Annotated in this window: 23 protein-coding genes and 1 pseudogene; 2 read left to right on the top strand and 22 right to left on the bottom strand. The window is 40.7% G+C overall.

All coding sequences use genetic code 11. The features are described 5' to 3' along the window. Positions 1-144 precede the first annotated feature (144 nt). A pseudogene (locus RS893_RS16495) lies at positions 145-739 on the bottom strand (Uma2 family endonuclease). 166 nt (positions 740-905) lie between these two features. Between RS893_RS16495 and RS893_RS16500 the strand changes: the two are divergent. Next, entirely contained in the window at positions 906-1397 is a 492-nt protein-coding gene (locus RS893_RS16500) for a hydrogenase maturation protease (RefSeq protein ID WP_315785299.1), read from the top strand. A 45-nt stretch (positions 1398-1442) separates the two neighbouring features. Here RS893_RS16500 and RS893_RS16505 read toward each other — a convergent pair whose 3' ends face one another. Further along, entirely contained in the window at positions 1443-1811 is a 369-nt protein-coding gene (locus RS893_RS16505) for a hypothetical protein (protein WP_315785302.1), read from the bottom strand. Positions 1812-2561: 750 nt separating this feature from the next. Continuing rightward, the gene (locus tag RS893_RS16510; RefSeq protein WP_315785304.1) at positions 2562-3158 is read right to left on the bottom strand and encodes a CBS domain-containing protein; all 597 of its coding nucleotides are present in this window, start codon (positions 3156-3158) and stop codon (positions 2562-2564) included. Positions 3159-3779: 621 nt separating this feature from the next. Between RS893_RS16510 and RS893_RS16515 the strand changes: the two genes are divergently transcribed. Then, complete coding sequence (locus RS893_RS16515; RefSeq protein WP_315785308.1) at positions 3780-3989, top strand: molybdopterin-binding protein; 210 nt, start codon at positions 3780-3782, stop codon at positions 3987-3989. Positions 3990-4032: 43 nt separating this feature from the next. Here RS893_RS16515 and RS893_RS16520 read toward each other — a convergent pair. From RS893_RS16520 to RS893_RS16610, 19 genes are all read right to left on the bottom strand, one after another. Continuing rightward, a protein-coding gene (locus RS893_RS16520; RefSeq protein ID WP_315784082.1) for an IS1 family transposase occupies positions 4033-4724 on the bottom strand; the annotation gives its coding sequence in 2 pieces (ribosomal slippage) (positions 4033-4400 and positions 4400-4724; 693 coding nt in all). Between the two features lie 109 nt (positions 4725-4833). Then, positions 4834-5778: a heme o synthase gene (locus tag RS893_RS16525; RefSeq protein ID WP_315785310.1), complete on the bottom strand. Its 945-nt coding sequence runs from the start codon at positions 5776-5778 to the stop codon at positions 4834-4836. Between the two features lie 271 nt (positions 5779-6049). Beyond that, positions 6050-6301, bottom strand: coding sequence for a FeoA family protein (locus RS893_RS16530; protein ID WP_315785313.1), 252 nt, complete (start codon positions 6299-6301; stop codon positions 6050-6052). Positions 6302-6546: 245 nt separating this feature from the next. Continuing rightward, positions 6547-6846: a 2Fe-2S iron-sulfur cluster-binding protein gene (locus RS893_RS16535; protein ID WP_315785317.1), complete on the bottom strand. Its 300-nt coding sequence runs from the start codon at positions 6844-6846 to the stop codon at positions 6547-6549. 86 nt (positions 6847-6932) lie between these two features. Further along, the gene (locus RS893_RS16540; RefSeq protein ID WP_102173094.1) at positions 6933-7304 is read right to left on the bottom strand and encodes a HesB/IscA family protein; all 372 of its coding nucleotides are present in this window, start codon (positions 7302-7304) and stop codon (positions 6933-6935) included. A gap of 92 nt (positions 7305-7396) precedes the next feature. Next, positions 7397-8185, bottom strand: coding sequence for a HesA/MoeB/ThiF family protein (locus RS893_RS16545; protein WP_315785333.1), 789 nt, complete (start codon positions 8183-8185; stop codon positions 7397-7399). 10 nt (positions 8186-8195) lie between these two features. Further along, on the bottom strand, positions 8196-8513 hold the full coding sequence (gene nifW / locus RS893_RS16550; protein ID WP_315785336.1) for a nitrogenase-stabilizing/protective protein NifW: 318 nt from the start codon (positions 8511-8513) through the stop codon (positions 8196-8198). Next, positions 8510-8710: a CCE_0567 family metalloprotein gene (locus RS893_RS16555; protein WP_315785338.1), complete on the bottom strand. Its 201-nt coding sequence runs from the start codon at positions 8708-8710 to the stop codon at positions 8510-8512. Before RS893_RS16555 ends, nifW begins: the two co-directional genes overlap by 4 nt. Positions 8711-8800: 90 nt before the next feature. Next, positions 8801-9277: a NifX-associated nitrogen fixation protein gene (locus tag RS893_RS16560; RefSeq protein WP_315785341.1), complete on the bottom strand. Its 477-nt coding sequence runs from the start codon at positions 9275-9277 to the stop codon at positions 8801-8803. Further along, positions 9274-9690, bottom strand: coding sequence for a nitrogen fixation protein NifX (gene nifX / locus RS893_RS16565; RefSeq protein WP_315785344.1), 417 nt, complete (start codon positions 9688-9690; stop codon positions 9274-9276). Before nifX ends, RS893_RS16560 begins: the two co-directional genes overlap by 4 nt. Positions 9691-9820: 130 nt before the next feature. Next, positions 9821-11143 carry a nitrogenase iron-molybdenum cofactor biosynthesis protein NifN gene (nifN, locus tag RS893_RS16570; RefSeq protein WP_315785347.1) on the bottom strand — a complete coding sequence of 441 codons (1323 nt, stop codon included), beginning with the start codon at positions 11141-11143 and terminating at the stop codon, positions 9821-9823. Continuing rightward, the gene (gene nifE, locus RS893_RS16575) at positions 11143-12603 is read right to left on the bottom strand and encodes a nitrogenase iron-molybdenum cofactor biosynthesis protein NifE (RefSeq protein ID WP_315785350.1); all 1461 of its coding nucleotides are present in this window, start codon (positions 12601-12603) and stop codon (positions 11143-11145) included. Before nifE ends, nifN begins: the two co-directional genes overlap by 1 nt. A 170-nt stretch (positions 12604-12773) precedes the next feature. After that, entirely contained in the window at positions 12774-13100 is a 327-nt protein-coding gene (locus RS893_RS16580) for a Mo-dependent nitrogenase C-terminal domain-containing protein (protein WP_315785353.1), read from the bottom strand. Positions 13101-13214: 114 nt separating this feature from the next. Then, positions 13215-14753, bottom strand: a complete 1539-nt coding sequence (gene nifK, locus RS893_RS16585) for a nitrogenase molybdenum-iron protein subunit beta (protein ID WP_315785356.1) — start codon at positions 14751-14753, stop codon at positions 13215-13217. Positions 14754-14905: 152 nt separating this feature from the next. Continuing rightward, positions 14906-16396, bottom strand: a complete 1491-nt coding sequence (gene nifD / locus RS893_RS16590) for a nitrogenase molybdenum-iron protein alpha chain (RefSeq protein ID WP_102149992.1) — start codon at positions 16394-16396, stop codon at positions 14906-14908. Positions 16397-16534: 138 nt separating this feature from the next. Beyond that, on the bottom strand, positions 16535-17425 hold the full coding sequence (gene nifH / locus RS893_RS16595; RefSeq protein WP_180976454.1) for a nitrogenase iron protein: 891 nt from the start codon (positions 17423-17425) through the stop codon (positions 16535-16537). Between the two features lie 208 nt (positions 17426-17633). After that, positions 17634-18527, bottom strand: coding sequence for a Fe-S cluster assembly protein NifU (gene nifU / locus RS893_RS16600; protein WP_315785365.1), 894 nt, complete (start codon positions 18525-18527; stop codon positions 17634-17636). Positions 18528-18572: 45 nt separating this feature from the next. Beyond that, on the bottom strand, positions 18573-19817 hold the full coding sequence (gene nifS / locus RS893_RS16605; RefSeq protein WP_315785367.1) for a cysteine desulfurase NifS: 1245 nt from the start codon (positions 19815-19817) through the stop codon (positions 18573-18575). Between the two features lie 95 nt (positions 19818-19912). Next, the gene (locus RS893_RS16610; RefSeq protein ID WP_315785370.1) at positions 19913-20257 is read right to left on the bottom strand and encodes a 4Fe-4S binding protein; all 345 of its coding nucleotides are present in this window, start codon (positions 20255-20257) and stop codon (positions 19913-19915) included. Between the last annotated feature and the right edge of the window lie 48 nt (positions 20258-20305).

A 20305-nucleotide genomic window follows, 5' to 3' on the forward strand; every position in this document is an offset into this window, starting at 1 on the left:
GATGTACGTCAGTTGATAGCTAACGCGATATAAACTTTTCAATTGAGCAACAGTAGGCATTCCGGTCACTCACTCCACCTGTTGCTCATTCTAACAAGTAATACTGCTTACGATTTGGCAATTGCAGCACCTAACTTTTGCAATTTACTCCAACAACCAAGCAAACAAATCTTTGATTGTTAGGTGTAGCTCACTTGCAAAAGATGGCATAGGAAGAACTGCATCTAATTTATCAAACACTTCAATTTCTTGTTTAGGACGAAAAACAAACACGGTTTGCTCATCCGGATCGATCAACCAACCTATCTGAGTTCCATGCTTGAGACAATGAAGAATATTTTTCGTCACCTTTGTCTGGCTTTGATCAGGAGACAAGATTTCAATTGTCCAATCTGGAGCCACAGAAAATGTATTGGCAACTTCCCCATTTTCATCACGGGGAATTCGGCTTCAAATAAAAACTGTAATGTCAGGAACAATTGAACGATTACCATAGACGCTCGAAGAGCGGCTTCCCGAAGGTTAGGTACAACGTAGCTCTAGGGAACGCACGAGCGATGCGCTTAGGCTTAACTACACCATTAATGGCAGCTACAAATTCTCCTCGAATTGCGCTATGTTTCCCTTGTGGCATGGGTTTCTGGATAATTTGACCGTCAATGTACTCACTAGCAAGTTTAGTTTCTGGTAATTGTAGAAACTCCACCAACGTCAGCATTTTGGATGGTGCATGTACCATTTTGGGCTTGCCTCTAAGTCTGCTAGATCAAACACTAATCTCTATCTTGCTTGTTTGTTACGAACACACATTTTTGAGACCGACTGCATCCCCAATACTGCATAAAACAAAATTATGCACTAGACTTGTTTAGCCTAACGCACCTCACTGACTTTAAGAACAACAAATGACAAATGACAAAGCACAAATAACTATTATTGGTTGCGGTAATCTTAACCGCAGCGATGATGCTGTGGGTGTTATAGTCGCTCAACGCCTACAGCAATATCTAGTCGAAAATCCCCATCCTCATGTGCAAGTTTATGATTGTGGTACTGCTGGAATGGAAGTGATGTTTCAAGCAAGAGGCTGTCAACAGTTAATAATTATTGATGCAAGTGCAACAGGTTCCGAACCAGGCGCTGTGTTTAGAGTTCCAGGAAAAGAACTAGAGAGCTTGCCAGAACCCAGTTATAATTTGCATGATTTTCGTTGGGATAATGCTTTAGCCGCAGGTAGAAAACTCTTTCAGAATGATTTTCCTCAAGAGGTGATAGTTTATTTAATTGAAGTGGTAAATCTTGATTTTGGTTGGGAGTTGAGTCCTGTTGTAAAAGATTCTGCTGACTTAGTTTTTGCAGAAATTAAAGCAATGATTGAATTGGGAGTTAGTAGTTAGTGTCTATTGAGCAACAAACAACAACCAACAAATAACTAAGAACTACTAAGCCATATCTCGATAAACTGCTAGCTCATCTACTCTCATTTCAAAAGGCATTCCCTCTTTTTTCGGTGGACAAATACGAATTTTGGCACTACTGATAATGTCGCCTAAAATTGCCGCCATTGGCACAATTTTTTGCAGAACACGCCAGTTAGTAATTTGATCTGGACATTCAACTACTAAAGTCAAAGCATTAGCATAGCTAAGAATGTACCAACGACAACTAGATAATAAATTTTGAACAGTGCGATCGCAAGCATTAAAAAAATAACTACTAATAGAATTTTCTAGTTGCTGACGCAATATAATATCTGCTGAAGTTAGCTGAATAGGGTGTAAATCATCCTTTGGTAAAAATTCCTTATTCATCTCCTTATCTCTCTTAATTACTACATAGAATTTAGACTCACAAAGCTGGAAATTACAGTTTTTACTAGTCTAACTGATTCAACCTCCAGTAACTCTTCCATGATTAAAAGTAAATATATTAAGATTAACGTGAGTTTTTAGAATATGGTTTTACCTCTGATCAAACTTTTTTCTACGCTGTTAGAGGCTAACAAAACCAACTTGTATATTACTCCTTTCCTATGTTTTAGGAGAAGGAGAGCAAAGGGGAGAGGTTCGTTGTACTGACGTTAAAATTAAAAATTTATTTTAGGTTTATAACTGGATTAAAGCTGAAGTAGCAATTTTACTTATATGATTGATGTTTTCTATCTAAAAAGTAATACTTCAAGCTTTTATAATTCCAGATAGATTTATAATAAACATAAATAATTTTAAAAAAGAATCCTTTGATACTATTGCTGTGTAAAATGGTAATCTCCAAGTTAATATCAATGAATTTTTATATTTATATTAGAAAATAATTCTCAATTTCTAAATTATAAAAGCAAACTGCTACACTGTCTATTTTTGAAAACAACACCTTAATCAGCTCAGTAAAAAGCCTTTTGCTTATAAAAACTAACTATTAATTTCTAAAAACAGTTTTGAGAAAAGTTTTCAAAGATAATTACACTAAAAGTTAATTAATAAAGTAAATCTTAAATTTATAGGGTGCGTTACACCGCGTTAACGCACCTCATAATAACTACATAGTTTAATACTTACGTATTAACCTACGTTCACTGGATGACGTCCATTAGAGAATAGCTGTCTTGCTGATTTTTCTAGCTTGGGTGCGCCATAAAAACATGCTTCTGCTTCGAGTTCGTCTACAAAATCCCAAGCTTCTACGGCTTTTTTAGAATCCGCGCCGTAGCTACTGGAAATTGAGCGAGCATTTGATACGGCTTTTTGGAGTTCTTTTTGCAAGAAAGCTAATTTGGGTTTTTCCAGGAAATCACCTTTGGTAATAATGTCGGTAACAGAAATAATGCCAAGTAATTCACCTTGAATGACAGGCGCACGCCAAACACCTGTATTTGCAAATAGCCGTGCGACGTATTCCACATCAAGATCGGGATTGACAACGATGCAAGGCTTACTCATGATTTCATAGACATATACCTTTTTGGGATCTTTTCCATAGGCGACCACCTTAGATACAATATCTGTCTCAGTCACAATACCGTATGCATCTGCATCGTTTCGAGGTTCTACAATCAACGCCCGTAATTCTTTGAGCCTCATGAGTTTGACTGCTTCTGCTACAGTAGCCGAACCACGAATAGTGGCTACATCTTGAGTCATAATATGCTTGGCTCTCATAATTTCTGCTCCTTTTCCTTTATGCAAGGAAATAGATTCTTTGATTCTTTCCTAGCTGCGTAAGCGTCGAAGAGACACGCTTTATCTAAATAATTAGGCTCAATTGCAATTCCTAAAAATCACTGCTGTAGAAAGTGATTACTACTAAATTTAGTCAATTTTCGTTCTCTGATTTCTCAATTTCTTTGACTTTTTTAGAATAAGATTTACGCCTTCGCCCATTATTAATGATCTGAAATATATTTTAAATTCTCTAGGATTGAGAATTTAGTCAAAGTTTCGGAAATCATTAATTCAAGAGAACATATCACTTTGTCCTACTGAATATTTAGCTTTTTAGGAAACAATTTATCCTACATTCATATCTTAGTCTTTATCACAAACTTAAACAAAGAATTAGTTATAAAACTTTGCAGTAATATTAGTTAATCAAATGATTAAAACAAACTATATTTTGGATAAGTATTTTGATTCTTCTAGTAATTCGCCATACTTTTATTTAGAAAAATATTGTAGATACTATACTAAATTTATATAAATATAAAAAAAATCTAAAAAAACACAGGTACATTATATTAAATAGATAACATAATCTAGGAAAATAACCAAAAATACGAAAAAATGAAAATAAGCGCTCGTAATACTCTTAAAGCTACTGTGAAAAAAGTAGTACCAGGGTCTGTCAATACCGAAGTTATATTAGAATTAGCTCCTGGTGTAGAAGTAACTGCAATCATTACAAAATCTTCAGCAGATAACCTTCAACTTGCTGAAGGTAAAGAAGCTTATGCTGTGGTGAAAGCAACAGATGTAATGGTTGCTGTTGATTAAAAAAATAGTTAGTTCTTTGGGCGTTGCTGAATAAAGGTATGTTTTAGGCAGGTAAGGGAACAGAACGATATTTGAGGTAGTGCAATAACAATCGAACAGAGTATCTCAGCATTTCCTCGGTTTTGGAATAACATAAAGTTTTACGATGAAGACGAGCCAAATAATGTCTAAGCCTTGTGTTTTCATTTTCGACTCGTGTCATGTAGGTCTTACTCACAATTTGGTCACCATCAGGAACAAAACAAGGGTAAACAGGGTATCCATCTGTGACGTAAAAATAACTCTGCCAACACTGGACAATGTTCCATAACTGTTGGAAAGTAGTCGAACTACGATCACCTAAAACCCAAGCAAGAATACCTTGAGTAAAGTGATTTACCGCCGTCCACAACCAGATTTTATTTTTTTTGAACCAATAAATGTTTCTAATTCATCTAGTTCTCCCACCTGCGGAATTTCCTTTGAATTTGGTGTATCCGCCAATTGTGTACCCACTCGTTTAACCCAATGAATAATGGTAGTATGATGAACGTTTTTCACCCTTTCAATTCCACGAAATCCCATACCATTGACGTACATTTTTAGGCATTCTTGTTTGATTTCATCCGAGTAGCCCCTGGGTGGTTTATAGACATCAATGAATTGACGACCACAATCACAGCAAATGTGATTCTGTTTACCTCTTTTCTTTCCATTCTTACGGTTATGACAAGATCCACAGCGTGGACATTCCATGATTAATTGACCTCAATTCATACCGCTATTATGCAACGCCGTTCTTTGTTGGTAGTTGGTGGTTGAGCGTCACAAAAAATAACTAACAACAACCAACAAATCACACAATTTAATTAACTAATTTCATCATTGCTTGAGTAAAATTGTGGGTAATTTGCAAACTATCAACTACCATAGCTGCACATAACAACATCATGTAAAGAATAGAGTAAAGAAAAAGCGATCGCGCAGATTGTTTATCCTCTGAGTATTGCAAAAGCCCCCAGGCTTTTTTAATCAAGATAGCTCCGATAATAAAGGCTGTACAGCCATAGACAGTACCTACTGCTTGTAGAGGATCGATCAACAAAAACGTAGCCGGGACAAGCATTAAAGTATATACCCAAATCTGCCGGGCGGCGGTGATATTATCAGTAACTACAGGCAGCATTGGTACACCTACCTTGGCATAATCTTCGCTAATCATCAAAGCTAACGCCCAAAAATGTGGAGGTGTCCACAAAAAAACGATCACAAATAATAACCATGCTGTCCAACTCAGTGTACCTGTAACTGCTGCCCAACCCACCAACATGGGAACAGCCCCAGCCGCACCACCAATGACAATATTCAATGAAGTGTGGCGTTTAAGTAAATGAGTGTATACGCCTACATAAAATAAAATCCCAGACATTGCTAGTAAAGCGCTAAGCAAATTTACAAACCCTGTCAGCAATGTAAAAGAAATACAAGCCAAAGCGATCGCAAATATTAAAGCATGAGTAGGTTGGACACGACCAGAAGGTAAAGGACGATGGCGCGTGCGTTCCATTTCATAGTCGATATCGCGATCATAGACACAATTAAAAGTTTGAGCGCTAGCAGCAGCAAAAGTTCCACCAGCCAGAGTTACTAACATTAATATCGGATCTAAGTTTCCTTTAGATGCGATCGACATACTAGCAGCTGTCGTAATCAATAGCAAAGGAATAATTCGGGGTTTTGTGAGTTGATAGTAACTCTGAACTACTTGTAAAAAGTTGTGATAGTGGTGCGTGACGGTATTCCCAGTCATATTTTTACTATTAAATGGGTGTGGGGGTGTAAGGGTGTAGGGGTGTAGGAAAAGTCATATTTCCATATTTGCTTGTGGGGATTTTCCCGTGATTGACTGTCTTGAAAATATAGTAGAAAGCGTATCTACGTATTCTTTAGTCCGTTAAAACGGATCTTTGCTATAAGCCTAGAACTTTAGTTCCAAGCGTACTCAAGTTAAGGTGCAATATCTAAATATTCTAAAAAGAATTAAAAATCAACCAATAACCTAACTAATAACAAACATATAATTATCTTTTAACAATTCGGACATAAATTTTACCAGCAATTTCCTTACTAATCGTTAATCTTCCTTGTCTAACGTTGATAACAAGATTAGGAAATTGTTGTTCTACAGTGAAGTATATTCCTGGAGTTAGACCCAAAGATATCACTTGATTAAGAAGGTTTTCGTCCTGAGTGTTACAGAACTGAATAATTCCTTGCTCTCCTATTTTCAGTAATTCTAATGAAGAACCAGTGACACTGAAAGCGTTAAACATTTAGTAGTTAGTATTAAAAATACTAATTGTTTATTTGTAAAATAAAACTAAAGAATCAACCAAAATATATAAAATAAGGTTATCTTATAATTAACAACAATATTTGAAAAATAATTGTTACGAGCTACTCACTTCAGCCAGTATAAAATTATTCTTTATTAATAAAGAAGTCATAGCTGTATCATAGCTATGACCTCGAAAATAGCTAAGGAAAGAACAATAAAAGGAAGAAAGAAATTAGAGATTTAAACAAGATAAGGTTCTTGATGTGTTTTAATTGTGCAGTTAGAACGAGGATAGGTAACGCAAAGTAATGCGAATCCTTTAGACATCTGCTCATCATCTAAGAAGATTTGCTCAGACTGATCTACTTCACCTTCAACTACCTTACCAACACAGCTAGAGCAAGAACCAGAGTGGCAAGAGAAGGGTAATTCAATACCATTTTCTTCTGCTGCTTCTAAGATAGTAGTATCTTCATCAACTTCAATTGTGGCGTCAAGGTCTTCTTTTTTGTTGATTAATCTGACTTGGTAGGTAGCCATTTTTGTGTTCTCCTCAAAAAAACTTAGTTATTAGTTGTTAGTTATTAGTTAATAGTTGTTAGTTGTTTTCTACTAACCACTAACCGTTAACTGCAAGGTACACCTGCTGATGAGCAATCACCCGTTTTAAATGATTTGCCACAACCACAAGTTTCTGTTGCATTTGGGTTAATAAATTTGAAGCCACCTTCCATTACACCGTCAATAAAATCGATGACGATTCCTTCAAGTAATGGCGCACTTTTGGCATCAACGTAAAGAATTACTTTACCTTGCTGGATGACTAGATCGTCTGGTTTTGGCTGGCTAGTGACATCCATTGCATATTCATAACCACTGCAACCACCATCTTTAACAGATATGCGGATACCTTTTGTAGCACCATTGGCATCAGGAGCAGAACCTGCTAAAAATGCCCGTAGACGAAATTCTGCTTTTTCTGTCAAAGTAACAGTCATTAGACCTCCTAACTTTTACAAATTTGTTGTTTGTTAGTAGTTGGTAGTTGGTTGTTCCAAACAACAAAGAACAAACAACAAACAACAATTTTTTAATGACTAATGACTGTGGATTTTGTTTGCAAGTATCTCCAAGGTGCATTGTTACCGCATACTGGACAGCAGCGATCGCGATAAGAACGGCGCTTAGCAAATTCCATGCGGGTCAAATCCATTGTCAGTAGTTGCGATAACAAAGGTTGACTATAACCAGTGATGAGTTTGATTGCTTCCAAAGCTGTCAAACAAGCAAGAGTACCAGACACAGCACCTAAAACTGAAAACCCGCGTCTATCCCAGTCTGGTTTCTCTGGAAATAGACAAGATAAACAAGGCGTCACACCAGGAATAATCGTAGTTAGGTAAGCCTCCATCCCGTCCATCGCGGCTTCTACCATTGGTTTACGCCAACGTACACAAGCTGCATTTAGCAAATCGCGTTCCGTAAAATTATGGGCGCAGTCTAGTGCCATATCAGCAGATTGCACTAAGGAGTCTACATTCTCCTGATTAATATACTCATGAACCGCTTCCACCTTGACATCAGGATTGATAACTTCGAGAGTTTCCTTTGCCTTGAAAACTCTTGGCTGACCAACCCAATCGTGCGTCATCAAAATTTGACGATTCATATCATCCAGTCGCAAGTCACCACCCCGGACTAGGATCAGCCGACCAACGCCTGCTACTGCTAGGTAAAGCGCTGCCGTACCACCTAATCCTCCCACACCTGTCACCAAAACAGTCGCTGACTTGAGACGCTTCTGCGCTACTTCACCAAAATTTGGGAGCATCATTTGGCGACGGTAACGTTCTAACTCGGTAGGCGTTAGGTCTATCACTTTTTACCTCCTAATCAGAAGTGATTTCTGTCAGCGTGACTACATTTTTAGGCTTCTGTTTAAATACTTTGAACAGCTTTTGTTCTTGAGGTGTGGATTCCAGAAAAACCTGATAAGCTTTTTGCAAAGCCTCACAATATTTATTTAATCTATCTTCTGGACTGAGGTCAGTATAATTCTCATCAATTTCTTGAATATATTCTGAGAACTTCTTCAAAATATGTAGACGATTTACACTTACAACTTTTTGGTCATAAGATAATCCAAAAAATTCAAAATATTCCTCCGCTTCTGTGAGCTTTTGGAATTTGTTCCAATCTTCGCTCATTTGCCTTGCTCCATGATTTTGAGTTGTTGCTTTAGTTCATCTAGCTGACGATAAATTTCATAAGTCGCAGCTGCAACATCCATAAGTTTTTGGTAATCTGTTGGCAACCCTTCCGCTAAATCATGCAGATCCATTTTCATTTGACCTGCTTTACTGTTGAGGCGTTTGATTTGAGTTTTTAGTTCTTCAACCTTCATTTGTCATTTGTCATTTGTTATTTTTCATTTTTCATTTGTCATTTGTCATTTTCCTTTACCAATGACTAATGGCCAATAACTAATGACGATTTACAATCTTCCCACTTCAGGAAATTTTTGAGCTAATTCCACACCTTTTTGAACTAGCTTTTCTCCCTCTTCTGCTACTTTTTCTAGTGACTCAAAACCAAAACGATGAGCATCTCGTAATGTTTTTACTGCTAACAAAAGACGACCAGAAAAAACTAGTGCCCAGCCAAAACCCTCATGACTTAAATCAACTACAACCTGGGATAACAAACCAGTTTCTTGTTCAATCCGGGCAGCGACAGCACGATAAAATGCCATTATTCGCCCAATTGTTACTGGGTCAACCTCGCCTTCTACAGAAATTTCGCGTTTCTTTTGTTTGCTAACTATAAAGGGTTTAAGGATTAATTCATCTGACCAATTTCGGTATACACCGTAACTATCTTGTCCACGAATTTGTTGAATGATCGCTTTCAAAAAAGGTGAATTTACAACTTCACTAGGGGCGGTTCCGTTGACACTATTAGTTGTACTCATACAGTTGTTTCTTCTTCCAGTTCTAAGTCATCAAAATTCAGGTTTTTTTGCTGCAAAGCTTTACGTAACCAAGGTGGTGGACTACCTTTGAGAGTTTCGACTAATTTGTTGAGGGTCTCAGCAATTTCATCTTGCTCTGAACGTGCTTTAATTGGAGTAACACCTGTTTTCAGTAATTTGGCAGCAGCACTACTACCAATTGCTGTAACATACACAATTGTGCATTCTTTTAATGCATTGAGTTTAGGGACGAGCTTATCCTCATTACCATCTTCTTTGAGGTTTCCATTAAATTTGATAGTTTCTACAAATTGATAACCATCTTGGGAAACTTCATAAACATCGATCATCTTTGCCCAACCAAAATGAGCATTGACATGAACTTGGTCAGTAGTTGTGAAGGCTATTTTCATCTTTATTTGTTAGTGGTTAGAGACGCGATGTTCCTCGCGTCTGTACATTAGTAGTTAATGGTTAGTAGTTAGTGGTTTACTCCCCACTGCCCCTAATCCCCACCAGGGAACCCCGAGTTCCCCATTGCCCCTAATCCCCATGCACTTCTCTATCCCTGACTTTCGTTTCCTCTGCATGTAAAAAGAGGTTCCCGATATCAAATAAGAGTTCCATAGTGCCTCTGTAGCCTACTTTGTTAAATTGACCATTACCTAAACGATCAAAAATGGGGATACCTTGGCGATAAAGGGGAATTCCTAAACGTTTAGCGATCGCTTGAGTATGAGAATTACCAATTAGCAAGTCAGAACCCGCAGCTAAATTTTCAAAGTCTTCAAAATCACCAATGGTAACGCTATCAATCGCAAGTTTTTCCAATAGTGGCGATCGCGTTGTGGTGACGGCTGCTTGAATTTCTGCACCCATTGATTGCAAAAAGTATACCGTTGACCAGAGTAAATCTGGTTCTAGCGCCAAGGACACCCTTTTCCTACCAAAGTAAAAATGAGTATCCAACATCGCATCTTGCAGTTGGCGACGTTGACGGCGATATTTTTCTGGAACTGCGGTTCCACTCAAATTCGCCAAAAACTGCATAAATCTGTCTACCGCCTCTAATCCAGTCAGTTCGGTAAACACTTCGGAAGGTGTGCCAAATTTTTGTTCTAAAATTTTGGCTGCACCCCGCATACTTTCACCCAACGCTAGGGTATAAACAGAACTACCAATTTTATGTAGTTGTACTAAAGTTGTGCCACCCCCGGTAATGGGACTGTAGGAATCATCCAAGTGACCATCCAAGGAAGCAGAAAGGTCAGGGACAACAATCGGCATTAAGCCAAAAGTACTGACAATTTCCTTGATTTGTTGCACATCCCCTGGAGTGAAGGCGGAACTCATCAAAATTGTCACCTGTTGCGCTTTTGGTTCGCCTGGTTGCGGAACTTCTTTGACAATACTTTCTACTGCTGCGGCAAATCCATCTTGCAGTGCGCCTTTAAAATCCGGTGAGGAGACAAGTACAATTGGCAATTCATCCAATTCCGGATGACGTTTGCGGAAATCCTTGAGAATCCCGTCCATGTCATCTCCTCTGGTTTCCGTTAGTCCAGTTGTACACAAACCAATAATTTCTGGCTGAGACTTCTGCACCAAAGTCAAAATTGCTTGTTCCACATTCTCCTCACCACCCAAGATCGTGCTGACTTCCGTCATGGCTGTGGTGGAAAGGGGTATAGCTTCCCGGAAATGCCGCACTAATATCACTTTCGCAAAAGCAGTACAACCTTGAGAACCGTGGAGTAAAGGTATCATCCCTTTCAAACCCAAAAAGGCCAAGGCTGCACCTAAAGTTTGGCTTTGTTTGAGAGGATTAACTATAACTGGCTTATTAGGACTGACAACTTTCGCCATTAGTAGTCTTCCTCCTCAAAAGATACAGAGATCGGTAGGTGTGTTGAAGACGAAAACTTTCCTGTGTCTCCTTGTCCCCGTGTCTCTGAGTCGTCTTCCCAAGGTGCTGGTTTGCGGACTTGTTCCCACACGGGGCTGTAGAGGGCTTCATCTAATTCCCTGGCCATTTCTACCATGCCGCTATAACCTGCATAGGCGTGGTGACGTTCTTGGTTGATGTCGAGGAAAGGAATCCGGGCTTTTAGGGCTGTGTATTGGTTACGACCACCTGCAATCAGCATCTCTGCGTTAGTTTCGTTAATCACCCGTAGAATTTCTTGGGGATTACCTTTTTCTAGAGTAATACCATCTTTGCCAAGTAATTGCTTGATGCGGGCTTTATCTTCTTCAGTACTTTTTTTGGTACTGGTAGCAACTACTTCCATGCCTAAGTCTTTAGCTGCGGAGATAATAGACCAGCTTTTCACGCCTCCAGTATAAAGTACAATACGCTTGCCCTTGAGGCGATCGCGATAAGGAGCAAGTTTGATATCGAGGGCGGCGGTTTCTTCGGCAATCAGTTTTTCTGTGCGTGCTTGTAAATCAGGGTCGCCCAACTTCGCTGCAATATTTCGTAAACATCGATTGATATCCTCAACACCATAGAAAGATTCTTCGATGTAGGGGATGCCGTAGCGTTCCTCCATTTTCCGCCCCATGTTGATTAGAGCTTTGGAGCAAATCATCACGTTGAGTTTGGCGCGGTGGGCGCAGCAAACTTCTTTGTAGCGAGCATCACCAGTAATTTTAGCTAAAACACGAATACCTAATTTTTTAAATAAAGGTAATACATTCCACATTTCACCAGCGATGTTATATTCACCGATGAGGTTGATGTCGTAAGGTGTGGTGTATTCTGGTTCTTGAGTACCAACGACGTATTCTAGTAGGGCTTCTCCACCGATGCGGTTGCCAAGATTTTTGCTACCAATAAATCCCGGTGAATTTACGGGAATCACAGGAATGCCGATTTTATTGGTAGCGGCTTTGCAAACTGCATCCATGTCCTCACCAATGAGAGCAGTAACACAAGTGGAGTACACAAAAACTGCTTCGGGATTGTAGCGTTTGTGAATGTCGAGGATGGCTTTATAAAGCTTTTTTTCACCACCAAAGATGACGTCATTTTCACTCAAATCTGTGGTGAAGCCGAATTTGTAAAGTTGAGGGCCAGAAGAGAAGCTACCACGACTACCCCAGGAATTACCAGCGCAGGCGATCGGCCCGTGAACTAAATGAGCAGCGTCAGTGATGGGTACAAGGGCAATCATTGCACCGTCAAAGGCACAACCCCCTTGAGCGGCTCCCGGTTGAGCTTGTTGCGTGCAAGACTTGTTTTTCTTTTCCCCATTTTTGTGATGATTATGTTCGCATCCTGGCTCAGAGAGCAGCTCGTTAATTTTGCCTTGAGTGATGATCATCTGTTTCCTCGCGCTGGATGAATTTTTTAGTAGTTAGTAGATAGTAGTTAGTAGATAGTAGTTAGTAGTTCATCGTTGTTTGTTGATTGTTTACCCACTAACTACTAATCAATAACCACTAACTAATTAGTAATGGATAATGAGTATTAATAATGAGTAATTTGTAACGACTAGCAAATATATTTCGAGACATCTTCTCCACATTCATCGCTGAGGTAAGATAATGCCCGAAAACGCAATCCGACAAAATTGTCATATAAAGGATTGAGTTTGCATAGCGCGGGAACGTGGAAAATACGCCCAAACACGTGAATATCTCGCTGAAAAGGACAACAGCAAGGAATAATTTGGCAAATTAAATGAGCAAGACGATAATTTTTGATTTGGATGCTATCTACTAGCCGACGTAATGGACGTAGAAGATCAAAACCGCCAGATTTTTTATGATTAGGCGGGTGGTAATTAGGGTGAGAATGAGTGTGATTGATCGATTCCATAATTATATTTGAGGAAAAAGGAAAAAGTAAAAAGTAAAAAGTTAAAAGAATAATCTTTAGAGTTTTTACTTTTAACTTTTTACTTCATTGGCACGCCGCGAGTTGATGAGATTCTTAACGAATCAAGTCAAAGGAAATATCGGTTACACCGATGATGTTGGTGTTGCGATCCATTTCATCGAGAATGGTGTTAACAACCCAGTTGAGGAGGTTGATACCACCTTGATAACCGATAGTTGAATAGCGGTGTAAGTGGTGGCGATCAAAGATCGGATAACCAATCCGTACCATTGGGATCTTAGTGTCACGCCACAGGTACTTACCGTAGGAGTTACCAACAAAGAAGTCTACAGGCTCAGTGAACAACAAGCTACGGAAATGCCACAGGTCTTTACCAAGCCAGATAGTCGCTTGCTTACCGAAGGGACTTTCATCAAGAATAGCTTGCAGCTCTTTCTTGAATACTTCGTCACCATTGTGGCAAAGAATATGTACTGGTTCAGCACCCAATTCCAACAAGAAACTAACAACGCTGATGATTAAGTCTGGTTCGCCATAGATTGCAAACTTCTTGCCATGAATCCAAGCGTAGGAATCGGTCATCGCGTCAACTAAGCGACCGCGTTCGATTTCCAGTTCTTGGGGAATGGGCTTACCAGTCAATTCTGACAGTGTCATTAGAAATTCATCTGTACCCTTGACACCGAAGGGACGCGAAACCTTAGTTTCCTGATTCCATTTGGTTTTAATGTATTCACGGGTTTTGGGAGTGGTGTAAGCTTGCAGAGCAACAGTAGCTTCAGCATTGCAGGCTTCAGCAGCATCTTCTAACTTAGTGCCACCTGGGTACATTTCGTATTCACCGTTGTTTGGTGAATCAAAGTAATCACTGGTATCAGAAAGAATTGTGTAGTCTATATCCATCAAACCCAGCATCCGCTTGAGTTCGCGGTTGTTACCAACGTAGGTGTCGAAACCAGGGATGAAGTTGATTTTGCCGTTGGTTTTGTCTTTCTTCTTACCTTCACTCAGGTTAGATAGAATTCCCTTCATCATGTTGTCGTAACCAGTGATGTGGGAACCAACAAAGCTAGGAGTGTGAGCAAAGGGTACAGGAAAATCTTGGGGAATAGAACCAGCATTCTTAGCGTTGGTGATAAATGCACCCAAGTCATCACCGATAACCTCAGCCATACAGGTGGTGCAAACAGCAATCATCTTGGGCTTGTAGAGTGTATAAGCAACACTCATACCTTCAATCATGTTGTTTAAACCACCGAACACGGCTGCGTCTTCTGTCATCGAAGAAGAAACAGCAGAGCAAGGTTCTTTGTAGTGACGGCTAAGGTGAGTACGGAAGTATGCAACGCAACCTTGAGAACCTTGGACAAAGGGAAGAGTTCCTTCAAAGCCGAGAGCTGCAAACATTGCACCTACTGGTTGACAACCTTTGGCTGGGTTAACTGTTAATGCTTCACGGGCAAAGTTCTTTTCACGGTAGTCCCAGCCTTTTGTCCACTCAGAAACTCGTTCTACTTCTTCAGCAGAATGTGCGCCTTCAAATTGTTCGTGCTTATTCTTGAAGAGTTCGGTATACTCTGGCTGTTTAAATAGGTCTACGTGGTCTACGATTTTGTCAGGATTCTGTGGCATTTTTGTATCTCTTTTGCTTGCTGGGGTGGGTAATGGTGTTTACAGATCGCAGACCAGGGATTGGTGATTGGGAATTGGGGAATGGGAATTGGGGAAGAATTCTAACCTAATTCCTAATCCCCACCCCCTAATCCCTAGTCCTCAGACTTTTTTTAGGCAACTTTAGCCTTAGCTTCTTTTTTGTTCCAAGGAGCATCAATTAATCCCCAAGTTGGGCTATTGAGTGCTATATCCATGTCGCGAGCAAAGATGGCGAAACCGTCGTAACCATGATAAGGACCGGAGTAATCCCAAGAGTGCATTTGGCGGAAAGGTAAGCCCATCTTCTGGAAGACATACTTCTCTTTAATCCCAGAGGCGACTAGGCTTGGTTTCTTAGCTTTAACGAATTCCTCGAATTCGTAGGCGGTAACGTCGTCGTAAATAATTGTGGCGTTATCGATGTAATGGGTGGTGCGCTTGTAGTCGTCGTTGTGAGCAAACTCGTAACCTGTACCAATAACTTTGATACCCAGGTCTTCAAAAGCGGGTACAACGTGACGAGGACGCAGACCGCCAACATATAACATAACGGTGTTACCTTCGAGGCGGGGGCGGTACTTCTCGACTACCGCATTCATGATTGGGGTATACTTAGCGATCACCTTCTCTGCGTTTTCTTGGATCTTAGAGTCAAATTTAGCAGCAATCTCACGCAGAGATGCAGCAATCTTGGTAGGACCAAAGAAGTTAAACTCCATCCAAGGCATACCGTAAGCTTCTTCCAAAGCACGGCAGATATAGTTCATGGAACGGTAGCAGTGGATTAGAACTAACTTAGCTGCCAGACCATTAACCAATTCGTTAACAGTACCGTCACCAGACCACTGAGCCACAACACGTAAGCCCATTTCTTCTAGTAACATCCGGCTTGCCCAAGCATCACCACCGATGTTGTAGTCACCAATCAGGGCGACATCGTAGGGACCAGGTTCAATGGTGAGTGTGTTTTCCTTCTTCGCTTTGTCAAAGCGAGGGAACATGTGGTCACGGATCGCATCGTTAGCAATGTGGTGTCCTAAAGACTGAGATACACCTCGGAAACCTTCACAACGTACAGGTACAACGGGCTTATTAATTTCTTTAGCAGCTTTTTTCGCTACAGCTTCGATGTCATCCCCAATCAAACCAATAGGACATTCAGACTGAACACTGATACCTCGGTTGAGAGGGAAGAGTTCTTCAATTTCTTGAATAATTTTAGCCAGTTTCTTGTCACCACCAAAAACGATGTCACGTTCTTGGAAGTCAGAGGTAAAGTGCATGGTGCCGAAGGAATCAACACCAGTTTTACCAACATAGTAGTTACGACGACCAGACCAAGACCAGTAACCGCAACCAACAGGACCGTGGCTGATGTGAACCATGTCCTTAATCGGGCCCCAAACCACACCTTTGGAACCTGCATAGGCACAACCACGAGCGGTCATTACACCGGGAACTGATTTGATGTTAGATTTAACACCGCAGTCTGATTTGCCTTCTTCGTGAACGTTGAGGTGTTTTTCCCGCTTTTTGCGAGATTTTTCTGGGTACGCTTGGAGAACGTCTTTAATTAGTTCTTTATGTTCTTCTATGAGGTTCTTGTTTTCTGGAGGTGTCATAGTCTGCCTCGGTTAGACTTATGGATTAGGGTAATTGCAGGTATATAAGGGAGGAATGGGGAGAAAGGGGAGATGGGGAGATGGGGAGAAATACTCCATGTCTCTGCATCTCCATGTCTCCTTTGACTACGGTATTACTTATTTAGCAGAAGCTTCAGCTGGTTTGCCGATGATATCTGCGTGCTTGGTATCGTCGTCAAGGATACCGTATTCAATCAACAGTGCTTCTAGTTCGTCCATTTCCATTGGTGTAGGAATGGTGAGCTTAGTATTGTTGATAATTTTCTTAGCTAATGCACGGTATTCTTGAGATTGGTTGCTATCGGGTGCGTACTCGTTAACGGTCATACGACGCAACTCAGCGTGTTGAACGATGTTGTCGCGAGGTACAAAGTGGATCATCTGGGTGTTGAGTCTTTCAGCCAGGTTTTCGATCAGTTCAGCTTCCCGGTCAACTTTACGGCTGTTACAAATCAAACCACCTAAGCGTACACCACCAGAGTGAGCATACTTCAGAATACCACGAGCGATGTTGTTTGCAGCGTACATCGCCATCATTTCACCAGAGGTAACGATGTAGATTTCTTGTGCTTTACCTTCACGAATAGGCATAGCGAAACCACCACATACAACGTCACCTAATACGTCGTAAGATACGAAGTCTAAGTCTTGATATGCACCGTTTTCTTCCAAGAAGTTAATGGCGGTGATGATACCACGACCAGCACAACCTACACCAGGTTCGGGACCACCAGATTCCACGCACTTCACACCACGGAAACCGGTTAACATTACTTCTTCGAGTTCTAAGTCTTCTACTGCACCTCTTTCTGCTGCTAAGTGCAGCACAGTGGTTTGAGCTTTACTATGCAACATCAAACGTGTGGAGTCAGCCTTGGGGTCACATCCGACAATCATAATCCGCTGACCCATTTCTGCCATAGCAGCAAGGGTATTTTGAGAAGTTGTAGACTTACCGATACCGCCTTTACCGTAGAAAGCGATCTGTCTGATATTCTCAGTCATGATTAATTATTCTCCTGCAATTGGTTGGTTTGGTGGGTCTAGAGGATTTGTGTTTAGGTTCACTTTAGTTGGGTCAGCAGTGACCGCTTTATAGAACGTCACCAACGGTGGTGCTCGCTCTATCGCAAAAATGGTTGTCATAATTTTGGTGTTTGTTGTTTGTTGGTTGTTGTTTACTACTAACCAGCAACTACCAACTAGGAACTAATTACTAAACTGCTTCAACTACAAGTTCTTTGCTCACACGATCGCGTAGTCTAGATTCGATCGCAATCTTTAATGTGGCTGTGCTGCTAGAACAAGAACCGCAAGCACCTTGCAGAATTACTTTAACGCGATCACCTTCGACATCAAATAGTTCTACATCTCCCCCGTCGGCGATCAAAACGGGTCTAACTTCTTCATCTAATACTCTTTGGATGAGTGCGATTTTTTGCACTGGTGTCAGTGGTTTTACGGCTGACTTGCCATTGGTTTGATAGAGGGAATTACTTACAGGAGTGGCAGATACTTTTTCTTTTTGCACAGATGCAATAATATCATCAATATTTGCTAGACAAGATCCGCATCCCCCACCAGCTTTGACGTAATGTGTAACTTCTTCGGCGGTGGTGAGGTTATTTTCAATAATCACCCGTCGGATTTTGACATCACTAATACCAAAGCAAGTGCAAACTATAGCTCCTTCGTCATCATCTTCATGACTGTCGAGAGGGATACCACGGTAGTTATAAATAGCTGCTTCTAGCGCTTCTTGTCCCATTACCGAGCAGTGCATTTTTGCTTCCGGTAAACCACCCAAATAATTAGCAATTTCTTTATTAGTAACTTTCAGAGCTTCATCTAAAGTTTTACCCTTGATGAGTTCTACCAAAGCTTCAGATGAAGCGATCGCACTGGTACAACCAAAAGTTTGAAAACGAGCCTCAAGAATTTTCTCTGTATTTTCCTCAACTTTCAGGTGCAGTCTCAGGGCGTCTCCGCAAGCAATGCTACCCACATCACCAACAGCAACTTTTATTCCTGGTTCACCCTTGTCTTCTATTGCTCCCTGATGTTGGGGATTGTAAAACAGTTCCAATACTTTATCTGTATAGTCCCACATAGCCGATTTTGGATTTTAGATTTTGGATTTTGAATTAGAGATGTTTTAATTAGCAACGAGGGATTTGTTTTTCTCCCCATCTCTCCATTGCCCCATCTCCCCATCTCTTTGTTGCAGCCAACTTGCTTCGTCGTTCTTGAAGGGTGAGAGGGCGCGTAGGTGTTCAATAATACCAGGCATCACTGCTAGGACAGTATCAATTTCGGCGTCTGTGGTATAACGACAAAGACTGAAGCGAATAGAACCGTGCAAAATTGTGTAGGGTAAACCCATTGCTCTCAAAACGTGGGAAGGTTCTAAAGAGCCAGAACTGCAAGCAGAACCGGATGAGGCACAGATACCGTGTTTGTTGAGGTGGAGGAGAATTGCTTCACCTTCAATGTACTTGAAGCCAATGTTAGTAGTGTTGGGCAATCTCTGCGTAGAATGACCGTTGACTTGGCAGTCGGGAATAGTTGCAATAATAGTTTGTTCTAAGCGATCACGCAGTTTTCTTTCTCTAGCTGTCGCTTCTTCTAAATGTAATAATTCTAATTCGGCAGCTTTGCCAAGGGCGACAACTCCTGGAATGTTTTCTGTTCCCGCCCTTCTACCGCGTTGTTGTCCGCCACCAATGAGCATCGGACGAAATCTCACACCACGTCGCACATATAAAGCACCAATTCCTTTGGGTGCATGAATTTTGTGACCAGACATGGTTAACATATCAATGGTGCTAGTCTTCATGTTCATCGGAATTTTACCGACTGCTTGCACCGCGTCCACATGGAAGAGAGCGCCGCTTTCTTTAACTCTAAGACCAATCTGCTCAATGGGAAAAACTACGCCCGTTTCGTTGTTAGCATACATAATGCTGACTAAGGCGGTGTTACCAGTAAGCGCAGCTTCTAGTTCATTTAGGTCTAACTGCCCTGCGTGATTTACTGATAAATAGGTAACACTGTAACCCTGATTTTCTAGCTGTTTGCACAGAGTTAGTACTGCTGGGTGTTCTACCTGGGTAGTGATAATGTGTCGCTTGTCTGGTTGCGCCAACAGTGCAGCGCGAATAGCGGCGTTATCTCCCTCTGTACCACCACTTGTGAAAATAATTTCTGATGCATCAGCGCCAAGGAGAGCAGCAATTTGTTCATGTGCTTTGTTAACTGCTTTTTTTACTTGCCCGCCAAAGGTGTGCATACTAGAGGGATTACCATAATAATCCGTCAAGTAAGGCAGCATCGCCTCTACAACTTCAGGATCTACTTTGGTAGTGGCATTATTATCTAAATAAATACAATCTTTCTGCATTGCTTCTAATTTTGTTTGACATTTTGTTATTTGTTGTTAGTAGTTAGTTGTTAGTAGTTAGTGGTCAAAAATTACTACTAACTACTAACCATTAACTAACAGGCAACTTGGTGCTGACGTTTCTGTAATTGCTCGGAGAATCTTTGGGAATAGAAGTTAAACCAAGTCTCCCAATAATCTTGTTTTTTTGTTATTTTTGCTACCAAAGGGTAATAAGTATTAAACCATTTTTCCCAGTAATCGCTGGGGACTTTGACGCAACCGTTGCTTGTCGGACAACCAGCTTTGCATTGAGGTACAGTGTGAATACTGCCAACGCAATTTGTGCAAAGTTCAGGATCAATCCAGGGGCGATCGCCATCCATTTTGATTGCACCAGTCGGACATACAGATTGACAAAGATTACAGGAAATGCACTCGCTGGTAATTTGGTAAGCCATGACTATCCTCCATTGAAGGGAGTAGATTGAGGATTGGGTTCTGGGTAA

Origin of the sequence: Fischerella sp. JS2 (assembly GCF_032393985.1) — a bacterium.
Lineage (GTDB): Bacteria > Cyanobacteriota > Cyanobacteriia > Cyanobacteriales > Nostocaceae > Fischerella.